Below are 22,344 nucleotides of genomic sequence, written 5' to 3'. Positions count from 1 at the left end.
CGGCTACCCGGCCTCGCCCGGGGCGGCGCCGGGGGCGGTCAGGGCGGCGTTGGTCTTCACCGTGGCGGCGTCGCGCAGCTGCTTCAGCCAGGCCTGCTGGACCTGCGACTCCTTGCGGCCGATGAGCCGCTGGGCCACCTGGTCGCGCTGGGCGGCGAACTGGGCCGGGTCGGGGCGCTCCCGCGTCTCCACCACCGCCACCACCGGTCCCTGCGCGGTCTCGAAGACCCGGTCGAGCGGCTTGCCGGCGGTGCCGGCCAGCCCGGCGGCCGCCAGCTCGGGCGCGGCGCCCAGCTTGGGCACGAAGGCGCCCTGGTCGCCGAAGGGACCGGTCGAGTCGGCCACCACCAGGGCGGCCCCCAGCTTGACCGGCGCCTGCTTGGCCTTCTTGGCGGCCTCCTCGGTGGGGAAGAGCGAGGCCAGCGACTTGCCGGCCTTGACCGCGGCCAGCGCGGCCGCGGCCCTGGCGCCGGCCACCGCGGCGGCGCGGTCCTTGACGATCAGCTCGGGGGCCAGCAGGGCGCGGGCCTCGTCGAGCGACACCTTCTTGGCGGCCACCACCTGGTCGGCGCGGATGAGGTGCCAGCCGGCCGCGGTGCGGACCGGCGCCGAGACCTTGCCCTGCTCCAGGGCGAAGGCCGCGTCGGAGAAGGCCTTCTCGACCAGCCCCTCGGCCACGAAGCCCAGGTCGCCGCCGCGGCCCTTGCTGGCCTCGTCCTCGGAGGCCTGCCCGGCCACCAGGCCGAAGTCCTCCCCCTTCTCGACGCGGGCGGCCAGGGCCTCCAGCTTCCTCCTGGCCGCGGCGTCGGCGTCGGCCGTCGCGCCGGCCGCCACCTTCACCAGGATGTGGCGGGCCCTCACCTTCCTGGGCTGGTCGAAGCGGGCGGCCGCCTCCTGGTAGGCCTTCTCCAGGCGCGGGCCCTGGGTGGCCACGAACGCCACCACCTCGGTGGTGGTGGGCTTCTTCACCTCGGTCTCGGCGGCGGCCAGCGGGAAGCGGACGAAGGCCAGGCTCACCTGGTCGTGGTCGGTGGTCCAGGCCTCGCGCACCTCGCCCTCGGCCACCTTCACGGTCTGCCGCAGCCCGGCCAGCATGCGCTGGTAGAGCAGGTCCTCGCGCATCACCTTCTCGAACTGCTTGACCGATCCGTAGGCGCCCTCGACGGCGGCCCGGTAGGCCTCCTTGTCGAAGCGCCCGTCGGCGCCCTGGAAGCCGGGCAGCTCCACGATGGTCCTGGCCAGCTCGTCGTCGCTGATGACCAGCCCCTGGCGCTTGGCCTCCTGGGTCACCAGGGTGCGCTCCACCAGCTGGTTCATGGCCATGCCCTGCAGGCCCAGCTGCTCGGCCAGCTCGCGGGAGAAGGCCTGCCCGGCCTGCTGCTGGAAGGCGCGCAGCAGGGTGCCATAGGCCTGCTCGTACTCGGCCGCCGTGACCACCTGGCCGTTCACCTCGGCCGCCCACACCGGCGCCTGCTGGCCGCTGCACCCCTTGTCGAAGGAGCCGGGACCGAAGCTCACCACGAACACGATGATGATGGCGAACAGGAAGAAGTAGGTGATGATGCCGCCCTTGTTCGCTCTGAGGTTGTCCAGCATGGGCCCTTCGACTCCTGTGGCAGGGTGAAAAGGAAATCTGGCGCCGGGGGGCGCCAAGAGGTTGAACAAGGTAGCGAAGAGTCGCTAAAATGCAAGGGATTTTGCCCCCGCTGGAGTACCCGTGCTGGCCCTCCTCAGGCGGTACCGCGAGCTCATCCTGGTCGCCGTGCTGCTGCTCTTCCCACTGGCCGTCTTCTTCGCCCACGCCGCGCGCCCGGGCGAGCGGTCGCGCGTCGACCAGCTGCTGCTGGCGGTCACCGCGCCGCTCGAGAAGGTGGTGGCCGCCGCCGTGACCGGCACGCTCGACGCCTGGAGCGGGTACCTGGCCCTGCGCGGGGCCCACGAGCGGGCCGCCGCGCTGACCCGCGAGAACCGGCAGCTCACCCTGGAGCGCCAGGCGCTGCTGCAGGAGAAGGCCGAGAACGACCGGCTGCGCCGGCTCCTGTCGCTGGCCGAGGCCGAGCCGCCGCGCAGCTACCTGGGCGCCCGGGTCATCGGGGTGCGGATGGCGCCGGCCGGCCTGCAGCTCATCACCCTCGACAAGGGGGCCGACGCGGGCCTGGCCCGCGGCATGCCGGTGGTGGTGGCCGACGGGGTGGTGGGGCGGGTGCACGCCACCGCCGGCGGGAGCGCCGACGTGCTGCTGGCGGTGGACCGCAACAGCTCCATCGCGGTCCGCGTCGAGCGCACCCGGGCGCGCGCCAACGTGCGTGGCCTGGGCCGGCCCGACCTGGGCCGCCTGGACTACGCCCTGCGCAGCGAGGACGTCATCGAGGGCGACCTGCTGGTCACCTCCGGCACCGACGCGGTCTTCCCGGCCGGCCTGCCGGTGGGGCGCGCCACCCGGCTGGTGCGGTCCACCCAGGGCGGGCTCTTCCTGGAGGGCTCGGTGCTGCCGGCGGTGGACCCCACCCGCCTGGAGGAGGTGCTGGTGATCACCTCCGGCGCGCGCGACCTGCTGCCGGCCGCCGCGCTGCCGGGGGCCCTGCCGTGAGGCCGCTGGCGCACCTGCTGCTGGCGCTCCTGCTGGCCACCGTCCAGGCGGCCCTGACGCGCCACCTGGGCGGCGGGGCGGTCACCGTCTGCCTGCTGGCGCCGGCGCTGGTGCACCTGGCGCTGGGCGCCGGCAACGTGGACGGCGCGGTGGGCGCCGCCGGCGTGGGCTACGTGCTGGACCTCACGGCCGGCACGCCCCGGGGCCTGCTCACCTCCCTGGCCGTGGCGGTGTTCCTGGTGGTGCGCCTGGTGGGGGCCGGCGTGGACGTGCGCGGCCGGCTCGGCTTCGCCCTGCTCTCGGGCGGCGCCGCGCTGGGGCTGTCGGTCGGCGCGCTGGCGCTGCTCCGGGCGGCGGCGCCGCCGGAGTCGCAGCCGGGCTGGGGGCTCCTGCCGCGCCTGCTGGTCGAGGCCGCGCTCACCGGCCTGCTGGCGCCCCTGCTGCAGCGCGCCTTCCGGCGGCTCGACGCCCTGCTCGGCGAGGAGGAGCCCGATCTCATCGGGTGACCCGGCATGTCGTTCCTCCCCTCAGCCGGCCCCGGCGCCACCCAGCGCGAGTTCAAGCCGCGCGCCCTCTGGGCCACCGCCGTGGTGGTGGTCGCCTTCCTGATCCTGCTGGGGCGGCTCTACCAGCTCCAGGTGCTGCGCGGCGACGAGTACAAGGAGAAGGCCGACGAGAACTTCGTCAAGGAGCTGCGGGTGCCGGCCGACCGCGGCCAGGTGCTGGACCGGCGCAGCAAGGTGCTGGTGGACTCCCGCCCCAGCTACGACGTCACCCTGACGCCCTACTTCTGCGGCAAGCAGTGCGACGAGATCGTCTCGCGGCTGGCGGCGCTGCTGGCCCTGCCGCCCGAGGGCGAGCAGCGGGCCCGGGCCCAGCTGGCCGCGGCCCGCAAGCTGGAGCGCTTCCGCCCCTTCACGCTGGCGGTGGACGTGCGGCGCGAGGAGCTCGACGTGCTGGAGGCCGGCGGCATGGACCTGCCGGGCGTCGACGTCCTGCCGACGCCCCACCGCAACTACCGCTTCGGCCCGCTGGGCGGCCACCTCATCGGCTACATGAACGAGGTCGGGCCGGAGGAGCAGAAGCGGCTCAACGAGGAGCTGGCGCGGTCGGCCAGCCCGCAGGGCGCCTACCTGCTGGGCGACTACACCGGGCGGCGCGGCCTGGAGCGCCGCTGGGAGCGCGAGCTGCGCGGCGTCGACGGCAAGCGCCGCATCGCGGTGGACGCCAAGGGGCGCGAGAAGGAGGGCGATCTCATCGCCGAGGACCACCGGCTGGTGCCGGCGCGGCCGGGCAACAACCTGGTGCTGTCGCTCGACTGGCGCCTGCAGGAGCTGGCCGAGAAGGCCTTCCCGGCCACCGCCGGCGTGGTGCTGGCCATGGAGGCCAAGACCGGGTTCCTGCTGGCGCTGGTGGACCGGCCGGCCCCCGACCCCAACAAGATGTCGGGCCGCATCTCCGGGGCCGAGCTGAGCCGCATCCACGACGACCCGCTGCAGCCGGAGCTGTTCCGCGCCATCCAGCAGCACTACCACCCGGGCTCGACCTTCAAGGCGGTGACCGCCATCGCGGCGCTGGAGGAGGGGCTCTTCCGGCCCGAGACCCAGGTGAGCTGCCCGGGGTACTTCCGCATGGGCGCGGCCCGCTGGCGCTGCGACAAGGAGTCGGGCCACGGCGCGGTGGACTTCACCCACGCGCTGGGGGCCAGCTGCGACGTCTTCTTCTACCAGGCCGGCGCGCAGCTGGGCGCCGACCTGATCGCCAGGTGGGGCAAGCGGCTCGGGCTGGGCGCGCCCACCGGCTTCGACGTGGCCGGCGAGGTGCCGGGGACCATCCCCGACGTCGCCTGGCACGACGCGCGCGTCCCCGGCGGCTACCAGCGGGGCATGGCGGTCAACCTCTCGATCGGGCAGGGCGACGTGAACGTCACCCCCATGCAGCAGGTGGTGTTCTACGGGGCGCTGGCCACCGGCGTCCTGTGGAGGCCGCAGGTGGTGCTGCGCATCGAGGACCCGGAGGGGCGGGTGGTCCGGGAGTTCGCGCCGGAGGAGCGCGGCCGGGTGGACCTGAAGCCCTCGACGCGGCAGGCGGTGATGAAGGGGCTGCTGGCGGCCGTCAACGAGCCGTACGGCACCGGCTACGCGCAGCGCAGCCAGGACTACCTCATGGCCGGCAAGACCGGCACGGCGCAGGTGGTCAAGCTGGGCGCCACCCGCCTCAAGGCCTCGCAGGTGGGCTACTTCCAGCGGGACCACGCCTGGTTCGCGGCCTTCGCCCCGGCCGACGACCCGGAGATCGTGGTGGTGGTGCTCAACGAGCACTCCGGCTTCGGCGCGTCCAACGCGGCGCCCACCGCCGGCGCCCTCATCAAGGCCTTCTTCGAGCTCAAGGCGCAGGACGCGGCCGAGCGGGCCGGGGCCTCGGGCCGCGCGCCGCCCCCGCCACCCTCGACCCCGCCGCGCGCCGCGCCGCCCGGCCGGGCCGACCGCCCCTCCCTGGGCGCCCGGCCCGCCGCCCTGGCCACGGGAGGCCGGCATGGCTGAGGTCTCGCTGGCCTCCTCGGCGCCGCGCCGCACCTTCGTCCACTTCCCCTGGCCGGTGGCCGGGCTGACGCTGGCCATCGGGGCCATCGGCATCTGGAACCTGGCCTCCGCCTCGCGCAGCGCCCACGCGCCGGTCTGGATCGCCCAGTCCGCCTGGATGGGCGCCGGGGTGGTGCTGGCGGCGGCCATCACGCTGTTCGACTACCGCTCCTACCGGCGCCTGGCCTGGGTCTTCTACGGCCTGGTGGTGGGGCTGCTGGGGGCGGTCTTCGTGGTGGGCCGCACCGTCATGGGAGCGCGCCGCTGGATCGGCGTGGGGAGCGTCAACCTCGGCCAGCCCTCCGAGCTGGCCAAGATCGCCGTCATCATGGCGCTGGCCAGCTGGTTCCACTGGGACTCGGCCCGCCGCAAGGGGCCGCTCGGCCTCATGGGCATCGCCATCCCCGGGCTCATCACGCTGCTGCCGGCGCTGCTCATCCTGAAGCAGCCCGACCTGGGGACGGCGCTGGTGGTGGTGGCCATCGGCGGCACCATGCTGCTCTTCGCCCGGGTGCGCTGGCGCACCCTGGCGGTGCTGGCCGGGGTGGCGGTGCTGGCGGCCAGCTTCGGCTACCCGCACCTCAAGCCCTACCAGAAGAAGCGGGTCGAGACCTTCCTCAACCCGGAGGGCGACGCGCTGGGGGCCGGCTACCACGCCATGCAGTCGAAGATCGCGGTGGGCTCCGGGCAGGCCATCGGCAAGGGCTGGGGCCAGGGGACGCAGAGCTACCTGTCGTTCCTGCCGGAGCAGCACACCGACTTCATCTTCTCGGTGTGGGCCGAGGAGCACGGCTTCTTCGGCTGCCTGCTCCTGCTGGCGCTCTACTTCGCCCTGGTGACGGTGGCGGTGGACATCGCCGGCAACGCCCGCGACCACTTCGGCCACTTCCTGGCGGTGGGGGTGAGCGCCATGCTGTTCTGGCAGACGGTGGTCAACATCGGGATGGTCACCGCCGTGCTGCCGGTGGTGGGGGTGACCCTGCCGCTCATGAGCTACGGCGGGTCCTCGGTGCTGGCCATCTTCGCCGGCATCGGCCTGCTGGCCAACGTCGGGATGCGCCGCTTCGTCAACTGACGCCCCGGGACGCGCCGCGCCGCGCGGGGACACACGCGCGGCGCGAGGTGGCGAGGGGGTGGCGGGCGGCCCGGCTAGGCGGTGACCTTCTTGACGGCCTCCTCGAGCTTGCCCTTGTCGGCGCCCACCACCGTGCCGACCACCTGGCCGCCCTTGAAGATGAGCAGGGTGGGGATGGAGCGGATGCCGAACGCCTGCGGCACCGCCTGGTGCTCGTCCACGTCCATCTTGCAGACCTTGAGCTTGCCCTTGTAGCGGCGGGCGATGTCCTCGACGGCCGGGGCGATGGCCTTGCAGGGGCCGCACCAGACCGCCCAGAAGTCCACCAGCACCGGCACGTCGCTCTGCTTGACCTCGGCGTCGAAGGTGGAGTCCTGCAGGGTGACGACGTCGCTGGAGGCCATGGGTGCTCCTTGCCTGGAAGGCGGTGGGAGGCTCTTCTTATGCGCCCCGGACCGCGCTGGCAAGCGGCGGTGGCGGCGTGCTAATTTTCCACGCTCCACGGGCACTTGGCGCCCCAGGCAAAGGACTCGACGGACGCGATGGCAGGCCTCCTCTTCGTCACCCAGGCGATGCTCGACTCCTGGGCCGAGCAGGGCAAGATCGACTTCGTCGGCAACGTCATGACGCTGCTGGCCGGCGAGGGTCGCGGGCGCAGCTACGCCCTCGATCCGGCGGTCCGGTTCCTCAAGCTGATCGGGGCCGAGGCCGACCCGCACCAGCTGCTCCGCAAGGTGAAGTCGGTGGCGCAGCTGCGCGAGCTGGGCGCCGAGGTGGTGGACGCCTCGGTGCTGCTCGGCGACGCGGGCTACGAGGTCGAGCCCGGGTTCCTGGCCGAGATGAGCGCGCTGCAGGCCGCCGCGGCGGCCAGGGCCGAGCCCGGGCGGCCGCGCCCGGCCGCGTCCCCGGAGGCCGCCGCGCCCCCGGCCACCTCCCCGGCCGCGGCCGCCCAGCCGTCCGGCCCCGGTGGGCCGCCCGCCCCGCCCGCCGCCGGCGCCGCGGGACCACCCCCGCCGGCCCGCGCCGGCCCGCCGCGCCCCTACGGCGCCGCGCCGCTCCCCAAGGAGCTGGAAGAGCGCCGGCAGGAGGCCGAGGCCCTGGCCCGGTTCCTGCTCGACAACCTCTCCTGACTCCCAATATAGAGACCGACCCCCCCGCGCCCGCCGCCCGGGCCGGGGCCGCACCCACGAAAGCACCATGAGCCTCGAACTGCTTCGCTTCGCCGCCGGCCTCTACGTGGTGGCCACCATCGGCTACATCTTGTTCTTCGCCCGCCCCACCCACCTGGCCTCGGCGGCGCGGGTGGGCGCCTGGTTCCTCTCCGGCGCCTTCGTGGTCCACATGGTGGCCATCGGCCTGGCCTGCAAGGAGTTCGGCGGGCTGGAGTGGTTCACCCTGCGCGGCGGCTTCGTGCTGATGGCCTGGCTCATCGCCGGCACCTACCTGCTGGTGCAGCGCTTCTACCACCTGCCCACGGTGGGGGCCTTCATCACCCCGCTGGTGCTGCTGGTGCTCACGCCCACGCTCTTCGGCGAGGGGGGCTCGCCCGGCGTGGCCCCGGCCACGCTGCGCCACCCCACCCTGACCCTGCACATCATGACCGCCAGCCTGGGGGTGGCGCTCTTCGCCATCGCCTTCGGGGTGGCGCTCATGTACCTGCTGCAGGAGCGCGAGGTGAAGGGCAAGAACTTCGGCGTGCTCTTCTCGCGCCTGCCGCCGCTCCGCTCGCTCGACCACCTGACCCAGCGGCTGGTGCGCCTGGGCTTCGTGGTCTTCACGGTGGCGCTGCTCACCGGCGCGGTGACCGCCAGCGCCGTCTGGAAGAGCGCCTGGTCCTGGGACCCCCAGCAGATCTCCAGCCTGGTGGTCTGGCTGCTCTACGGCGCCATGGTGCAGCTGCGCCACGCCGGCTGGCACGGGCGGCGCTACGCCATCCTCACCATGGTGGGCTTCACGCTGGTGCTGGGCTCGATGATCAGCCTGCGGGCCGTGCCGGGCGTGACCCTGCACACCGGCACCTACGCGCCGGCGCAGCCGGGGGCCGCACCGTGAGCCTGCCGGACCTCTTCCTGGTGGGGCTCTCGCACAAGAGCGCCCCCATCGAGGTGCGCGAGCGGGTGGCGCTCTCCGGCGAGGCCCTCAAGGCGGCGCTGGCCGAGCTGAAGCGGATGGACGGCGTGGCCGAGGCCTTCGTGGTCTCCACCTGCAACCGGGTGGAGGTCTTCGTGCAGGCCAGCGGCGAGGGGCCGGCGCGCCACTTCTTCACCAGCCGGGCCGAGCAGGCCACCGACCACCTCTACGTGAAGCGCGGCTCGGAGGCGGTGCGCCACCTCTTCCGGGTGGCCTCCTCGCTCGACTCCATGGTGGTGGGCGAGCAGCAGATCCTGGGCCAGGTGAAGGAGGCCTACGGCCTGGCCAGCGCGGCCAGCGCGGCCGGCGGCTTCATGTCGCGGCTGTGCAACCGCGCCTTCGTCACCGCCAAGCGGGTCCGCACCGAGACCGAGATCGGGCGCGGCGCCACCTCCATGTCGCAGGTGGCGGTCGACCTGGTGGCCAAGATCTTCGAGAACCTGGAGGGGCGGGCCATCCTGCTGGTGGGCGCCGGCAAGATGGGGGCGCTCTCCGCCAAGGCGCTCAAGGTGCTGGGCGCCGACGCGGTGCTGGTCACCAACCGCTCGCCGGAGCGCGGCCAGTCGCTGGCCGACCAGGTGGGCGGCACCTTCCGCCCCTGGGAGCAGCTGGAGGCGCTGCTGGTGGAGGCCGACGTGGTGATCGTCTCCACCGGCGCGCCCACCTACGTGCTGACCCGGGACCTGGTGAAGCGCGCCATGAAGCTGCGCCGCCACCGCAACCTGTGCCTCATCGACCTGGCGGTGCCCCGCAACGTCGACCCGACCTGCGCCGACCTCGACGAGGTCTACGCCTACGACGTGGACGACCTGGAGCGGGTGGTGGTGGCCAACCACGAGGCGCGGCGCGGCGAGGCGGTCCGCGCCGAGGCCATCGTGGAGGCCGAGGTGCTGGCCTTCGCGGCCGAGCGCGAGACCCGCGCCGCCCTGCCGGTGCTGGCCGAGCTGCGCCGCCGCGCCGAGCGCATCGCGCGCGCCGAGGCCGAGCGCACCCTCTCCTCGGTGGGCGCCAGGCTGGACGAGAAGGGGCGCCGCAGCGTCGAGATGATGGCCCAGGCCATCGTCAACAAGCTCCTGCACGGGCCGACCTCCCGCCTCAAGGAGGCGGCCGCCTCGGGGGACAGCGCGCTGCCCGGCGCCGCCGCCGCCCTGTTCGGACTCGAGGAGCAAGCCGCGCCCCCGCGCGCCCGGCGCGACGCCGGGCGCGGCCCGGCCCACCAGGCCGCCACCCCGGAGGAGACCAAGTGACCGTCCGCATCGCCACCCGCCGCAGCCCGCTCGCCCTGTGGCAGGCCAACCACGTCGCCGGGCTGCTGCGGCAGCGGGAGCCCGGCCTCGAGGTGGTCCTGCGCGAGCTCATGACCCGCGGCGACCGCATCCTCGAGGTCCCGCTGTCCCAGGTGGGCGGCAAGGGGCTCTTCGTGAAGGAGATCGAGGACGCCCTCATCTCCGGCGAGGCCGAGATCGCCGTCCACTCGATGAAGGACCTGCCGGCCGTCGTGGCGGACGGCCTGACCATCGCCGCGGTGCCGGTGCGCGAGGACCCCCGCGACGCCCTCTGCTCGCCGAGGTGGAAGACGCTCGACCAGCTGCCGAAGGGGGCCAGGGTGGGCACCTCGTCGCTGCGCCGCTCGGCCCAGCTCAAGGCGCTGCGCCCGGACCTCCAGACCGAGGTGGTGCGCGGCAACGTGCAGACCCGGCTCGACAAGGCCTCCCAGGGGCTCGACGCGGTGGTGCTGGCCTACGCCGGCCTGCGCCGCCTCGGCCTCGACGGCCACGCCACCCAGGTGTTCTCGCCGGAGGAGATGCTCCCGGCGGTGGCGCAGGGGGCGCTGGCGCTGGAGGCCCGGGCCTCCGACGCGATCACCCTGCAGCGGCTGGCCGCGCTCGACGACGCCTCGACCCGCCACCAGATCGAGGCGGAGCGTGGCTTCCTGGCCCGCATCGAGGGCGGCTGCCAGGTGCCCATCGCCGGCCACGCCATCGTGAGCGGCGGCCAGGTCTGGCTGCGCGCCCTGGTGGCCTCGCTGGACGGCGCCCGCATCATCCGCGGCGAGCGGCGGGGGCCGGTGGCCGAGGCCCAGGCGCTCGGCGTGGCGCTCGCCGAGGAGCTCCTCGGGAAGGGCGCCGACGGCATCCTCAAGGAGGCCGAGGGCCACACCGTCGGCCTCGGCGCGCCGGTCAAGAAGTAGGAGGCGCATGGCCGCCTCGCTCCACGGGAGGAGGGTGGCGGTCACCCGCGGCGCGGGCGGCGACGACGCCCTCTCGGCCCGGCTGCGCGCGCTGGGGGCCGAGGTGCTGGAGTGTCCCGCCATCGCCATCGGGCCGCCGGAGGATGCGGCGCCGCTCGACGCCGCGCTCGGCGACCTGGCCGGCTTCGACTGGGCGGTCTTCGCCTCGGTCAACGCGGTGGAGCGGACGGTGGCCCGGCTGGACGCGCTGGGGCTGGGGCGGCTCGGGCTCGAGGAGCTCCGGCTGGCCTGCGTCGGCCCGGCCACGGCGGCCCGGCTCGCCGAGCTGGTCCGCGAGCCGGACCTGATGCCCACCGACCACACCGGCGCCGCGCTGGCCGCCTCGCTGGCCCGCCACGTGGCGGGCCAGGCCGTGCTGCTGCCGCGCGCCGCCGAGGGGCGTCCGGAGCTCCTCGAGGGCCTCTCCGCCGCCGGGGCCCGGGTGACGGCGCCGGTGGCCTACCGGACGGTGGCGGTGGCGCCGGCGACCCTGGCGCCGCTCGGGGACGCCCTCGCGGCCGGCCGGGTGGACGCGGTGGCCTTCGCGTCGCCCTCCGCGGTGAAGAGCGTGGTGGCGGCGCTCGGCGCGCGCGCCCCGCTGCTGGGGGGCGCGCTGCTCGGCGCCATCGGGCCGACCACCGCGGCGGCGCTCGCGGAGGCCGGGTTCGAGGCCGGGGCGGTGGCGGGGGAGCACACCGCCGAGGGGCTGGCGGCGGCGCTCCTGGCGGCGCTGGCAGGGTAGGGCCCTGGCGGCGCCCGGCGGGCGCTCAGCGGCCCGGCGTCACGCAGGTGGATGACTCCTCGCCGAGCCGCTCGAGCGCGCCGCTGACGACGCAGGCCTGGAGCCCGGCGCAGGGCGCCCCGAGCGCCGGCGCGCCGGAGGCGACGGTGGGCGCGAAGCGGTGGCCCGGCAGGGGCGCCAGGAACGCCGGCGCCGGGAAGACCGCCACGCCCACCTGGGCGAGCACGCGCGACCGACCGTTGGTGAAGTCGCCGTCGACGCGGCCGTCCGGGTCGATGCGGACCGAGGCGAGCTGGCCGGCGCCGAACCCGTCCTGCCCGCTGAAGGTGGTGGCCGACGGGGAGGCGAACTGGGTGAGCCCCAGGAGCCCGCTGCCCAGCTCGCCGGTGGGGTCGCCGAAGTTGAAGGTGAGCGGCTGGGGGGCGCCGGCGCCGAGCGGGTGGAAGGAGGTGGCGTTGCCGGCCAGCGGCGCGTCGCTGGCGAGCCGGCCCGCGGCGTCGAAGGTGAGGTCGCCTCCGGCGACGACCTGCAGCGTTCCGGCGCTGCCGCCCTGGAGGCCGCCGCCGTCGGCCAGGGCGCTCCAGGTCCAGGCGGTGCCGGTGGCGGCGCTGCCGGTCCTGGTGAAGAAGACCTGCACCGGCTGGTGGCCGCCCAGGGTGTCGTAGACCGTCATCGAGGTGGAGAAGCTGGACGTCGTGCCCGGGTTGGCCGGGTCAAAGGCGCCGAGGACGGCGGCGTCGGCCTGGAGGTTGCCCGTCAGGAAGAGGAAGGTGGTGGCGCGCGGCGCGATGGTGGCGCTGCCGATCTGGAGGGGGCCGGGGGCGGCGGCGAGCGTGCCGGAGGGATCCGCCTGCCAGCCAAGCACCCGCCGCTCCTGGAGGTCGACGAGGAAGCCGTCCCGATCGACGGTGAACCGCCCGGCGCGGGTGTAGGAGGCCGCCGTGAAGGGCGCGCGGTCGTCGCTCAGGGCGAAGAAGCCGGCGCCCCGGAGCGAGAGGTCGTGGGCGAGGCCCGTCGGGACGAGCTCGCCCTGGCGCAGGACCTCCGGTCCGGCGATCGGCAGGCAGGACGCCTCGCCCTCGCCCAGCCCACCGCAGCCGGCCGCGAGGGCCGTCGCCAGCAGGAACCCCGGAGACACCGCACCAGCCCGTCGCTTCGCCGCCAGCGTCATGTCGACCCCCTGCCCGGCGTGGAGCACGGGGCGTGCCACGGGCGCCTGGTCGTGGGGACGCGGGGTTGCGCCGGCGGCGGCGCGCTCGCGCCAGGCGGCGCCGCGGCTGGGCGTCAGCGCCCCGTCGGATGGAAGAGGCCGGCCGGCAGGTCGAGCCGGGTGGCGACCGCCCCGGCTGGTGCCGCCGGGCGCTCCTAGGAGGGCGAGGGCTCGCCAGCCTTGGCGCGCTTGGCGGACCTGGCTGGCTTGCCTGGCGCGGCCGGCTTCCTGGCCTGCGGCGCCGGGCCACCCGCCGCCTGGCTGGCCTGGCGCGCCGCCTGCTTCTTCTCCTTCAGGGCGCGCTTGACGGCCAGGAAGCCGGTCGACTTGCGCTGCTGGTGCATCTCCACCGGGGTGGGACGGGGCCGCGGCACGGCGGCGCGGGCGGCGGCCTTCTTGGCCGCCCCCGGCTCGAGGGTCCACCAGAAGAGCCGCTTCACCACCAGCGTGGCGTAGGCGCCGGGGGGCAGGGTGAAGGCCACGTTGAGCTTCTGCCGCCCGCGGTTCAGCTCGTCGGGGCGCGCCTCGCCGATGGTGAGCCGGCCCGGGTGCGAGAAGAGCGGCCGCTCCTCGTGGTCGAAGTGGATCTCCGGGGTCCCGGGGATGGCCAGCGAGGCCAGCGACATGTCCTCGCGCTTCAGCACCGCCATGGCCGCCTTCTGGATCTGCGGGTCGGTGAAGGTGGAGTCCGGCGCCAGCAGCGGGAAGGTGACGCCCTTGAGGCGCCGGGCCTGGTCGCCGTCCAGCTCGCGCGGGAAGAGGAGCGCGCCGGCCTGGTAGCGGATCGAGACCAGGTGCTGGATGCCCACCACGTCCCGCAGGAACTGGCGCACCCCCTCGTTCCAGAGCCAGCTCTGGTAGGTGAAGACCTGCAGCGCGCGCCAGCGCGGCTCGGTGCGCAGCAGCGCGCCCCGGAAGTCGGTGGGGTGCTTCTTCAGCCACTTCAGCACCGCCTCGTACTTCTCGGCGCCGGGGTAGGGGTTGCGGGCCGTCCAGTCGCCCCAGTGCTCCTTCCAGAACTGCTTCACCCGGGAGTCGTGGCTCACGTCCAGCTCGCTGGGGTGGGCGATGACGTTCTTGAGGGCGCTCTCGAAGTCGCCGCGCATCAGCTCCTTCACGATGAAGCCCTGGCCGTGCTTGAGCGGGCCGAAGCGCTGGGAGTCGAAGTAGTTGACCACCCCCAGCCGCTGCACCTCCGCCACCGCCGAGGGGAGGCGCGCCACGTCCTCCTCGGAGAGGTCGCGCACCGTCACCGCGAAGCGGTTGGAGGTGGTGTTCTGGGCGGAGAGCGGGGCGCGCGAGCGGCCCATGGGCTTGAGGCGCAGGTCCTCGTCCTGCAGGTCGAGGTCACGCCCCCGCACCGCCACCAGCTGGGTGGTGCGGCCCTGCTTGTCCTTGAGGCCGCAGTAGGTCACGTCGGCGCGCGGCACCTTGAAGCGCGAGCAGATGCGCTCCACCGCCTCGAAGGTGGTGAGCTTCTGCTTGTCCATCAGGTAGACGCGCCAGGGCCCGGCCGGGTCGTCGTCGAAGCGCCAGGACTCGGTGACGGAGAAGTCTTCCGGCCGCTGCTTGAGCCGCATGGGTCACTCCGGGCGGCGGCCCGGGCGCGCCGCGCTCAGGCCTTCTGCCGGTAGAAGAAGATGATGGTGAGGCAGTGGAACTCGTCGTCGGACGACTGGGTCACGACCCGGTCGACCACCTCGAGATCCGGGTTGGCGCGGAGCCAGCGGGTGACGGTCTCACCCAGCTCCTCGCGTTCCTTGGCCTTGGTGGCGGAGAAGACCTTGACCCCGGTGAACGTCACGCGGCGAGTATCATCGCGGTCCGGGGGTGTGTCAAACTCGCGCCTGCATGCTCATCGACCTGCACCTGCACGGCCCCGAGACCCCCGGCTGCACGCTCCGTCCGGCCGAGGCGCTGGCCGCCGCCAGGGCCGCCGGCCTGGACGCCGTGGCCTTCACCGACGTGGACACCCTGGCCGGGCTGGCGGCGCTCAAGGCCGCCGGACGCGAGGCCGGGCTGCCGGTGCTGGTGGGCGCCGAGGTGATCACCGATCGCGGCCACTACCTCTGCTTCTTCCCCGATCCGGCCGCGGTGCCGCCGCTGCCCGAGCTGTTCGGGGGCGTGGCCCCCTGGCCGGCGCAGCGGGTGCTGGCCGCGGTGCGGGCGCTGGGCGGGGCGGTGGTGGCGGCGCACCCCTACGACAGGTCGGTGGCCCACCCCAGCGGCGACGCCATCTTCACCCTGGACGGGCTGGCGGCCATCCAGGGCCTGCACGGGCGGCGGCGCGGGCACCACGACGACCTGGCCGTCGAGGCCGCCGACCACCTCAACCTGCCCTGCGTGGGCGGCTCCGGGGCGCTGGCCGCGGCGTCCGAGGTGGGCAGCGCGGCCACCCTCTTCCGCGACCTGGTGACCTGCGAGGCCGACCTGGTGGCGCAGCTCCTGGCCGGCACGGTCTTCTGCGTGGCGCTCGGCGTCACGCCGCCGCCGGCGCGGGACGAGCGCGGCGGGCGGGGCGGCGACCGGCGGGGCGGCGGGCGCGGTGAGCCGCGCGGCCGCGGCGGGCCCCGCCGGGACCGCTAGGCGAGCGGGCGGGCGGCGCCCTCCGGGAGCGCGGCGCCCGCAGGCGGCCGGGCGGAGGCCGGCGGCTAGGCGCCGAAGAGGGCGTGCGGCGCGACGCCGAAGCCGGCGTGGAAGAGCACCGCCACCAGGACCACGTAGGCCACCAGCCCGACCAGGATCAGGAGCTGGGCCGGCGTGGTGCGCTGGATCTCCTGCCGCGCCCCCGCCTCGCAGACCTCCCCGGGGCAGTACTCCGGCTTCTGCCGGGCGACCAGCGCGTAGAGCTTGCAGCCCAGGCAGATGCCGAAGGCCGACTCGAAGAAGAGGAACACCAGGCAGAGGAGGCAGATGATCCCGGTGATCGGGCTGAAGGTGTTGAGCACGTTCACCAGGACGAACATCACCGTGGCCAGCGCCACGCCGAGGATCCAGGCGAACCGCTTCTGGCGGGCCCCGACGTACTCGGGCACCTGGTTGCGGACGATGAGCCGACCGAGGATCAGCGTGGGGGCGTAGCGCGGGCTCACCAGGACCCGGAGGAGCATGTCGGGCAGGAAGACGGCGATGGCGTACTTGAGGAGGACGAAGCTCCCCTTGAGGACCGCCCCCGCGATGGCCGCGAACATGAGGGCGAAGAGGATCCCGGCGGCGGCCCGGATCTCCCGCTCGTTCAGCACCGGGATGCGATAGCCCTCGACGTCCTCACCGAACTTCACGATGCCGCTCATGGTCCGACCCCTCCGGCTGCCGCCGCGCGTGGAGCCGGCAGGCTACCTCGGGTCCCGCCCGCTGGACACCCCGACCGGCGCGGCCAGGGGAGGGGCGGAGCCGCCAGGGTTGCGGGGGCGGGCGCTAGGGCTGCCGCTCCCAGCGGACCAGGCGGCCGTCCTGCAGCCAGGCCGAGCGCCGACCCTCCGGCCAGGCCCAGGCCTCGGTCCCGGCCGGGCGGTCGATGCGCTTGCGCTCCGGCAGGCCCCAGGCCATCTCCACCGCGGCGGCCGGCAGCCCCTCCACCAGCTCCTTGCGGAGCACCGCGGCGCGCTGCTCGGCCGTCAGGGCCGCCAGCGCCGGGCTCGGGTCGTCGGCGGTGAGGACCCGCTCCACCTCGGCCACCGCGTCGGCGGCCGTGGCGGTGGTCTGCGGGAGGACCAGCACGTGGGGGCGCGGGTCGCCCGGCACCGCCAGCAGCACCCACGGGTGGTAGCGGGGCGACATGACCACCCGTCGCGCGATGACCATGCCGGTCGGGAACTCCACCTGCTCGACCCGCACCGGGGTGCCCGGCGGCAGCACCAGCTCGGCCGGGGGCGGCGCCAGCCGCTCGTCGTTGGCCCCGCGCAGCAGGTCCACCTCGCCGGCCGGGGCGTCGAGCAGGAGGCGCCTGGAGCCGTCGCCGAAGAGCCGGTGGACCGTGACCGCCACCCGCAGGTAGCGCTGCTGGCCGTCGAGCGCCGCCCGGGTCCGCTCCCGCTCGGCGTCGGGGACCACCACCCGGGGCGTGCAGGCGGCCAGGGCGGCCAGGGCGGCGGCGAGCAGCGGGGCGGCCCGGCGCAGCGTGCGGCGGGGCGCGGGTGCGGTGCGGGGGAGGGCAGGGGGCGAGGGGCGCATGGGCTTCCATTCGCACGGGCCGCTGGCCCGCACAAGGCTCGGCCCGGGCTCGGCCCGGGCGGGTGGCCGGGATGGGGCGCGCCCTCGGCGGACAGGGCCCGGAGCCGCTAGGATCCCGCGCATGGTGGCCCTCTCCGAGAACGCCCGCCAGGTGCTGGCCCGGCGCTACCTGCTGCGCGACGAGGCCGGCCAGCCGCTGGAGACCCCGGCCGGGCTGTTCCACCGGGTGGCGGAGGCGGTGGCCCGGGCCGAGGCGCCGCGCCAGCGCGGCCGGTGGACCGAGGCCTTCGAGGCCCGGCTGGCGGCCCTGGAGTTCCTGCCCAACTCGCCCACCCTGATGAACGCCGGCCGGCCCCACGGCCAGCTGGCGGCCTGCTTCGTCCTGCCGGTGGAGGACGACCTGGCCGCCATCTTCGACGCCCTCAAGTGGGCGGCGCTCATCCACCAGTCCGGTGGCGGCACCGGCTTCTCCTTCTCGCGCCTGCGCCCGCGCGGCGATCTGGTGCGGACCACCCACGGGGTGGCCTCGGGGCCGCTCTCCTTCATCCGCGTCTTCGACGGCGCCACCGAGATCATCAAGCAGGGCGGGGTGCGCCGCGGCGCCAACATGGCGGTGCTGCACGCCGCCCACCCGGACATCCTGGAGTTCGTGGACGCCAAGCGCGGGCCCGGCCTGGGCAACTTCAACGTCTCGGTGGCCGCGCCGGACGCGCTCTTCGAGGCGGCGGCGGGCGGTCGCGAGTGGCCCCTCCTGCACCCCGCCACCGGCGGCGTGGTGCGGCGGATGCCGGCCCGGGCGCTGCTCGAGCGGATCGCCTCGGCGGCCTGGTCGGGCGGCGAGCCCGGCCTGGTGTTCCTCGACCGGGTGGAGGCCGGCAACCCCACGCCGGACCTGGGCCGGTTCGAGGCCGTCAACCCGTGCGGCGAGCAGCCGCTCCTGCCCTTCGAGGCCTGCACGCTCGGGTCGGTCAACCTGGCCCGCTTCGAGGCGGGCGGCCAGGTCGACTGGGACGGGCTGGCCGGCTGCGTCCGCGACGGCGTCCGCTTCCTGGACGACGTGCTCGAGGTGAACACCTGGCCGCTGCCGCAGGTCGCCGCCATCTCCGCCCGGAACCGGAAGATCGGCCTGGGGGTGATGGGCTGGGCCGACCTGCTGATCCGCCTGGGGATCCCCTACGACGCGCCGGAGGCGCTCGACCTGGCGGCCGGGGTGATGGGCTTCGTGCGGCGCGAGGCCCACCAGGAGAGCCAGCGGCTGGCCGGCGAGCGCGGCCCCTTCCCGGGCTTCCCCACCAGCGCCCTGGCGGCGGCGGGAGGCCGGCCACGCCGCCACGCCACGGTGACCACGCTGGCGCCCACCGGCACCCTGGCCCTCATCGCCGGCTGCTCCTCGGGCATCGAGCCGCTCTTCGCCCTGGCCTACGTGCGCCACGCCCTGGACGGCGCCGAGCTCCCCGAGGAGCACCCGGCGCTGGCGGCGGCCCTCGAGGCGGCCGGCGCGGCGGCGGCGCTGCCGGCGGTGCGGGCGGCCGGCCGGGCCCGCGGGGTGGCCGGCGTGCCGGAGCCGGTGGCGCGCCGCTTCGCCACCGCCCACGACGTGGCGCCCGAGGCGCACGTGCGCATGCAGGCCGCCTTCCAGCGCTTCGTCGACAACGGGGTCTCCAAGACCGTCAACCTGCCGAGCCAGGCCACGGTGGACGAGGTGGCGCGCTGCTTCCAGCTGGCCTTCGAGCTGGGCTGCAAGGGGCTGACCGTCTACCGCGACGGCTCGCGCGACCAGCAGGTGCTGGTGAGCGGGGCCGCCGCGGAGCGCTGCCCGGCCTGCCAGGGGCCGCTCTCTCGCAGCGGCGGGTGCGCCACCTGCGCGCGCTGCGGCTACGGCTCCTGCGAGACCGCCGAGTAGCGGCGCGGGGCCGGCGGCGGCCTAGTCCTCGTCCTGCTCCAGGAACCTCTTCCCCAGCTCGCGCGAGCGGTTGGTGGCCGCCTCCACCGCGTTCATGAGGGTGGTGCGCAGGCCGCCGGCCTCCAGCGTGTGCAGGCCGGCGATGGCGGTGCCGCCCGGGCTGGTGACCTGGTCCTTGAGCCGGCCCGGGTGCTCGCCGGTCTCGATGAGCAGCTTGGCCGAGCCGTACACGGTCTGCGCCGCCAGCTCCTGGGCCTGGGCGCGCGCCAGGCCGGCCTTGACGCCGCCGTCTGAGAGCGCCTCGATGATGAGGAAGATGTAGGCCGGGCCGCTGCCGGACAGGCCGGTGACCGCGTCGAGCAGCGGCTCGTCCACCACCACGGTCATGCCGATGGCGTCGAAGAGCGCCCGGGCCTGGACCAGGTCGGCCTCGGTGGCGTGCTCGCCCGGGGAGAGGGCGGTGGCCCCGGCGCCCACCAGGGCCGGGGTGTTGGGCATGGTGCGGATGACGCGCACGCCGTGCCCGACCTTGCGCTCGATGGCCACGATGGGGATGCCGGCGGCGATGGAGATCACCAGCTTGGAGGCGTCCAGCGCCGGACCGATCTCGGCCAGCACCTTCTCCATGACCTGCGGCTTCACCGAGAGGACGATGACGCCGGCCTCCCGCACCGCCGCCAGGTTGTCCTGGGTGACGCGCACGCCGTACCGCGCCGCCAGCTCCGGCCCGCGCTCCGGGCGACGGTCGGTGCAGACGATCTCCTGCGGGGCGGCCACGCCGGCGCGGAGCAGCCCCTTGACGAGGGCCTCCGCCATGTTGCCGGCGCCGATGAACGCGATGGTCTGTCCGAGTGCCATAGGGGCGACATCCTACCCGATGATGAAGTCCTCGCGCACCGCGCCGCCCTGCTGGAAGCGGGAGAGCGGGAAGCGGTCGAAGAGCTCGTGGCGGCCGCGGCCGGTGATCAGGTCGGCGCAGTCCTCGGCCAGGGCCGGCGCCATCATGAAGCCGTGCCCCACCAGGCCGTGGACCTGGAAGAAGTTGGCGTGGCCGGCCGGCCCGAGGATGGGGTTGTTGTCCGGGGTCACGTCGTAGCAGCCGGCCCACTGGCGCACCACCTTCACCCCGGCCAGGCGCGGCGCCAGGCGGGTGGCGGCGCGGGCGAAGCGGGCCAGGAACCGCAGGGTGGACCCCTGGTTGACCCCCTCCGGCTCGGCGGGATCGCCCATGCCGCCCACCAGCTCGCCGCGCTGCGACTGCGAGAAGTAGAGGCCGGTGCCGAGCAGCGAGACCAGCGGGTCGAGCCAGGGCTCGAGCGCCTCGGAGACCAGGATCTCGTGGCGGGTGGGCCGGTTCGGGGTGGCCAGCCCGGCCAGGCCCGCCACCTGCTTCGACCAGGCGCCGGCGGCGTTCACCACCAGGCCGCAGGCCACCGCGCCCCGGTCGGTCTCGACGTGGGTGAGGGCGGGGCCGCTGGCCCTGAAGCCGGTGACGCGGGTGAAGGTGCGGACCTTCGCGCCCAGGGCCTCGGCCCGGGTGGCGTAGCCCCACAGGAAGGGCCAGGGGAAGACCACCCCGTCGTCTGGGTTGTGGGAGGCCGCCAGGAAGCACGACGGCTCGAGCGCCGGCGCCACCCGCACCGCCTCGGCCGGCGTGAGGATGCGGGTGCGCAGGCCGTGGGCCGCGTGCAGCCGCGCGTTCCGCTCCAGCCGCGCCACGTGCTCCCGGGTGGGCGCCAGGAACAGGTAGCCGCCGCGACGGAACCAGACGTTGATGCCCAGCTCCACCGCCAGGCCGTCGCAGCGCGCCAGCGAGCGGCGCGCCAGGTCGATGAGGGTCGGCGTGGACCACTGGGCCCGCACCCCGCCGCCGTTGCGGCCGGAGGCGCCGAAGTTGAGGTAGGCCTGCTCCAGCACCAGCACGTCGGTGGTGCCGCGCCGCGCCAGCTCGTAGGCCAGCGCCAGCCCGACCACGCCGCCGCCGATGATCACCACGTCGGCGCGGGCGGGCAGGGGGGGCAGCGCTCCCTCGCCGGGCCGGGCCGGCGGCGCCTCGGGCGGGATCCCGTCCGCCCCCGCCGGCAGGCTGGCCGGATCGAGCGCGGCCAGCGTGCCCAGGGCCACCGGCTGCCGCGGCGGCCGCGAGGTGAACGGGGCCACCTCGCCCGGCGTGGCGCCCAGCCGCAGGAGCTCGCGGGCCACCAGCGCCAGGCAGCTCTTCCCCTGGCACGGCCCGGTGCCGAAGCCGGTGTAGCGCTTCACCGACTCGAGGTCGCGGTGGCCGGCGGCGAAGGCGCGCTGCACCTCCTCGGGCGTGACGTCCTCGCAGCCGCACAGCAGCGTCTTACCCACGGGCCGCCTCCCCGGCGCGCCGGCCCTGCTCGGCGGCGCGCAGCGCTCCCATGGCGCCGGTCACCTCACCGGCGGCGAACAGGCCGGGCACCCCGGTGCGGCCGGCCTCGTCCACCACCAGGGCGAAGGCGCCGCACCCCTCGTCGAAGCGGGCCTCGGCGCCGAGCAGCCGGGCCAGGTCGGTGGCCGGCGCCGGCGGCGCCACCACCGCCACCGTGTCGCAGGCGAGGGTGCGGTGCTCGTCGAGCCGCAGGCCCGAGACCCGGCCACGCCCCAGCACCCGGGCGGCCGCCCCGACGCTGGCCACCGCCATGCCCGCGGCCGCCAGGCAGGCGGCCAGCGCCTCGGCCTCGGCGCCCTGGCCCAGCACCGCGGCCTGCCGGCCCGGCACGGTGCCGTGCTCCGCGAGCGCCACCGCCAGGCCGCGCCCCCACAGCACCCCGGGCCGGTCGCCGTCCTCCAGGCGCGGCGGCACGGCGGTGCCGCCGGCGCACAGCACCACCGCGCCGGGGCGCACCAGGCGCAGGCGGGGGACGGGCCCGTCCTCGGACAGCAGCGCCACCACCGCGCCGCCGTCGCGCCACAGGCCGAGCACGCTGGCGCCCAGCGCCACCTCGCACCCCGCGTCGCCCAGGCCGATCACCAGGCCGGCGGCCCAGGCCAGCTCGAGGTCGTCCTCGAGGTCGTAGCGGCAGCGCAGCCGGCCCCCGGCCACGGCCTCGCCGTCGGCCAGGAGGACGCGGCGCCCGCCCCGGGCGAGCGCCTCGGCGGCGGCCAGCCCGGCTGGACCGGCCCCGACCACCAGCGCGTCGACCGCCTCCGCCGCGGGGGTGCGCGGCGTCGCCGGGACGCCCTCCGGGAGCTTCCCCAGGCCGGCCAGCCGGCGGGAGAAGGCCACCACCAGCCGGTCGGCGGTGCGGCTCCAGGTGCCCAGGTGGTGGTGGTCGAGGCCGAAGGGGGTGGCCAGGTCGATGGCGCCGAGCAGGTCGTGGGCGGCCGTGGGGAAGGCGTGCTGCGTGGCGATCTCCAGGCCGTCGCGGCAGGGCGTGCGGCAGGCCCGGACGCTGGGCTGGCCGTCCACCCGGACCAGGCAGGCCTGGCAGGAGCCGGCCAGGCAGAAGGGGCCGCGCGGCCGGTGGTACTTGTGGCTGCGGGCCAGCAGCGGCCGGCCGGCCGCCAGCAGCGCCGCGGCGATGGGCTCACCCGCCCGGGCCGGCACCGCCACGCCGTCCACGTGGATGGTGCAGTCCGGGGCGAAGCGTGGGTCGTCGAGGCGGGGCATCTGGGGAGGCTCGGACCGGGAGTCTACCGCCGCCGCGGCGCGCCGGGGGGTGGCGTCTCGACGCGGCCAGGCCGG

The 22,344-nt window shown here is 75.5% G+C and carries 20 protein-coding genes and 1 pseudogene; 11 read left to right on the top strand and 10 right to left on the bottom strand.

The annotated features are described in order from the left end of the window. Positions 1-3: 3 nt before the first annotated feature. On the bottom strand, positions 4-1,596 hold the full coding sequence (locus IPO09_21355; protein ID MBK9519821.1) for a SurA N-terminal domain-containing protein: 1,593 nt from the start codon (positions 1,594-1,596) through the stop codon (positions 4-6). Between the two features lie 121 nt (positions 1,597-1,717). Between IPO09_21355 and mreC the strand changes: the two genes are divergently transcribed. The 4 genes from mreC to rodA are packed head-to-tail and all read left to right on the top strand — an operon-like array spanning position 1,718 to position 6,247. Further along, entirely contained in the window at positions 1,718-2,590 is an 873-nt protein-coding gene (gene mreC, locus IPO09_21350; protein ID MBK9519820.1) for a rod shape-determining protein MreC, read from the top strand. Continuing rightward, positions 2,587-3,096 carry a hypothetical protein gene (locus IPO09_21345; protein ID MBK9519819.1) on the top strand — a complete coding sequence of 170 codons (510 nt, stop codon included), beginning with the start codon at positions 2,587-2,589 and terminating at the stop codon, positions 3,094-3,096. Before mreC ends, IPO09_21345 begins: the two co-directional genes overlap by 4 nt. Positions 3,097-3,102: 6 nt before the next feature. Beyond that, positions 3,103-5,133, top strand: a complete 2,031-nt coding sequence (mrdA, locus tag IPO09_21340) for a penicillin-binding protein 2 (protein ID MBK9519818.1) — start codon at positions 3,103-3,105, stop codon at positions 5,131-5,133. Then, positions 5,126-6,247: a rod shape-determining protein RodA gene (rodA, locus tag IPO09_21335; protein ID MBK9519817.1), complete on the top strand. Its 1,122-nt coding sequence runs from the start codon at positions 5,126-5,128 to the stop codon at positions 6,245-6,247. The genes mrdA and rodA overlap by 8 nt, the downstream gene beginning before the upstream one ends. Positions 6,248-6,321: 74 nt before the next feature. Here the strand turns inward: rodA and trxA are convergent, their stop codons facing one another. Beyond that, positions 6,322-6,651, bottom strand: a complete 330-nt coding sequence (trxA, locus tag IPO09_21330; protein ID MBK9519816.1) for a thioredoxin — start codon at positions 6,649-6,651, stop codon at positions 6,322-6,324. Positions 6,652-6,789: 138 nt separating this feature from the next. Between trxA and IPO09_21325 the strand changes: the two are divergent. From IPO09_21325 to IPO09_21305, 5 genes and pseudogenes are all read left to right on the top strand, one after another. Continuing rightward, positions 6,790-7,140, top strand: a pseudogene (locus tag IPO09_21325) (hypothetical protein). A gap of 304 nt (positions 7,141-7,444) precedes the next feature. Continuing rightward, positions 7,445-8,299 (top strand): cytochrome c biogenesis protein CcsA, encoded by an 855-nt coding sequence (gene ccsA, locus IPO09_21320; GenBank protein ID MBK9519815.1) that lies wholly within the window; start codon positions 7,445-7,447, stop codon positions 8,297-8,299. Next, a complete protein-coding gene (locus IPO09_21315; protein MBK9519814.1) occupies positions 8,296-9,624 on the top strand; it encodes a glutamyl-tRNA reductase in 1,329 nt (442 codons plus the stop codon). The genes ccsA and IPO09_21315 overlap by 4 nt, the downstream gene beginning before the upstream one ends. Beyond that, the gene (gene hemC, locus IPO09_21310) at positions 9,621-10,568 is read left to right on the top strand and encodes a hydroxymethylbilane synthase (protein MBK9519813.1); all 948 of its coding nucleotides are present in this window, start codon (positions 9,621-9,623) and stop codon (positions 10,566-10,568) included. Before IPO09_21315 ends, hemC begins: the two co-directional genes overlap by 4 nt. A 7-nt stretch (positions 10,569-10,575) precedes the next feature. Further along, positions 10,576-11,349 carry a uroporphyrinogen-III synthase gene (locus tag IPO09_21305; protein ID MBK9519812.1) on the top strand — a complete coding sequence of 258 codons (774 nt, stop codon included), beginning with the start codon at positions 10,576-10,578 and terminating at the stop codon, positions 11,347-11,349. 25 nt (positions 11,350-11,374) lie between these two features. Here the strand turns inward: IPO09_21305 and IPO09_21300 are convergent, their stop codons facing one another. The 3 genes from IPO09_21300 to IPO09_21290 all read right to left on the bottom strand — a co-directional run bounded on the left by IPO09_21300 (position 11,375) and on the right by IPO09_21290 (position 14,363). After that, entirely contained in the window at positions 11,375-12,559 is a 1,185-nt protein-coding gene (locus tag IPO09_21300; GenBank protein ID MBK9519811.1) for a flagellar hook-basal body complex protein, read from the bottom strand. A gap of 155 nt (positions 12,560-12,714) precedes the next feature. Then, entirely contained in the window at positions 12,715-14,139 is a 1,425-nt protein-coding gene (gene truD, locus IPO09_21295; protein MBK9519810.1) for a tRNA pseudouridine(13) synthase TruD, read from the bottom strand. A gap of 35 nt (positions 14,140-14,174) precedes the next feature. Continuing rightward, positions 14,175-14,363: a hypothetical protein gene (locus IPO09_21290; protein ID MBK9519809.1), complete on the bottom strand. Its 189-nt coding sequence runs from the start codon at positions 14,361-14,363 to the stop codon at positions 14,175-14,177. A gap of 47 nt (positions 14,364-14,410) precedes the next feature. Here IPO09_21290 and IPO09_21285 point away from each other — a divergent pair, with 47 nt between their 5' ends. Further along, on the top strand, positions 14,411-15,145 hold the full coding sequence (locus IPO09_21285) for a phosphoesterase (protein ID MBK9519808.1): 735 nt from the start codon (positions 14,411-14,413) through the stop codon (positions 15,143-15,145). A 65-nt stretch (positions 15,146-15,210) separates the two neighbouring features. Here the strand turns inward: IPO09_21285 and IPO09_21280 are convergent, their stop codons facing one another. Together IPO09_21280 and IPO09_21275 are read right to left on the bottom strand one after the other, a co-directional pair. Next, a complete protein-coding gene (locus IPO09_21280; GenBank protein MBK9519807.1) occupies positions 15,211-15,852 on the bottom strand; it encodes a DUF4395 domain-containing protein in 642 nt (213 codons plus the stop codon). 124 nt (positions 15,853-15,976) lie between these two features. Further along, positions 15,977-16,678 carry a hypothetical protein gene (locus tag IPO09_21275; GenBank protein ID MBK9519806.1) on the bottom strand — a complete coding sequence of 234 codons (702 nt, stop codon included), beginning with the start codon at positions 16,676-16,678 and terminating at the stop codon, positions 15,977-15,979. A gap of 175 nt (positions 16,679-16,853) precedes the next feature. Between IPO09_21275 and IPO09_21270 the strand changes: the two genes are divergently transcribed. Further along, positions 16,854-18,635, top strand: coding sequence for an adenosylcobalamin-dependent ribonucleoside-diphosphate reductase (locus IPO09_21270; protein ID MBK9519805.1), 1,782 nt, complete (start codon positions 16,854-16,856; stop codon positions 18,633-18,635). Between the two features lie 21 nt (positions 18,636-18,656). Here the strand turns inward: IPO09_21270 and proC are convergent, their stop codons facing one another. Genes proC through IPO09_21255 form a run of 3 tightly spaced genes read right to left on the bottom strand, consistent with a single transcriptional unit; the run spans position 18,657 to position 22,269 of the window. Next, positions 18,657-19,493, bottom strand: coding sequence for a pyrroline-5-carboxylate reductase (gene proC / locus IPO09_21265; protein MBK9519804.1), 837 nt, complete (start codon positions 19,491-19,493; stop codon positions 18,657-18,659). Between the two features lie 12 nt (positions 19,494-19,505). Continuing rightward, the gene (locus tag IPO09_21260; protein ID MBK9519803.1) at positions 19,506-20,987 is read right to left on the bottom strand and encodes an FAD-dependent oxidoreductase; all 1,482 of its coding nucleotides are present in this window, start codon (positions 20,985-20,987) and stop codon (positions 19,506-19,508) included. Next, positions 20,980-22,269 carry a (2Fe-2S)-binding protein gene (locus IPO09_21255; protein ID MBK9519802.1) on the bottom strand — a complete coding sequence of 430 codons (1,290 nt, stop codon included), beginning with the start codon at positions 22,267-22,269 and terminating at the stop codon, positions 20,980-20,982. The genes IPO09_21260 and IPO09_21255 overlap by 8 nt, the downstream gene beginning before the upstream one ends. Positions 22,270-22,344: the final 75 nt, after the last annotated feature.

This window comes from Anaeromyxobacter sp., assembly GCA_016718565.1.
In the GTDB taxonomy this organism is placed as follows: domain Bacteria; phylum Myxococcota; class Myxococcia; order Myxococcales; family Anaeromyxobacteraceae; genus JADKCZ01.
The sequence above is the reverse complement of the archived record's forward strand: the minus strand, read 5'-3'. Positions and strand labels throughout refer to the sequence as shown.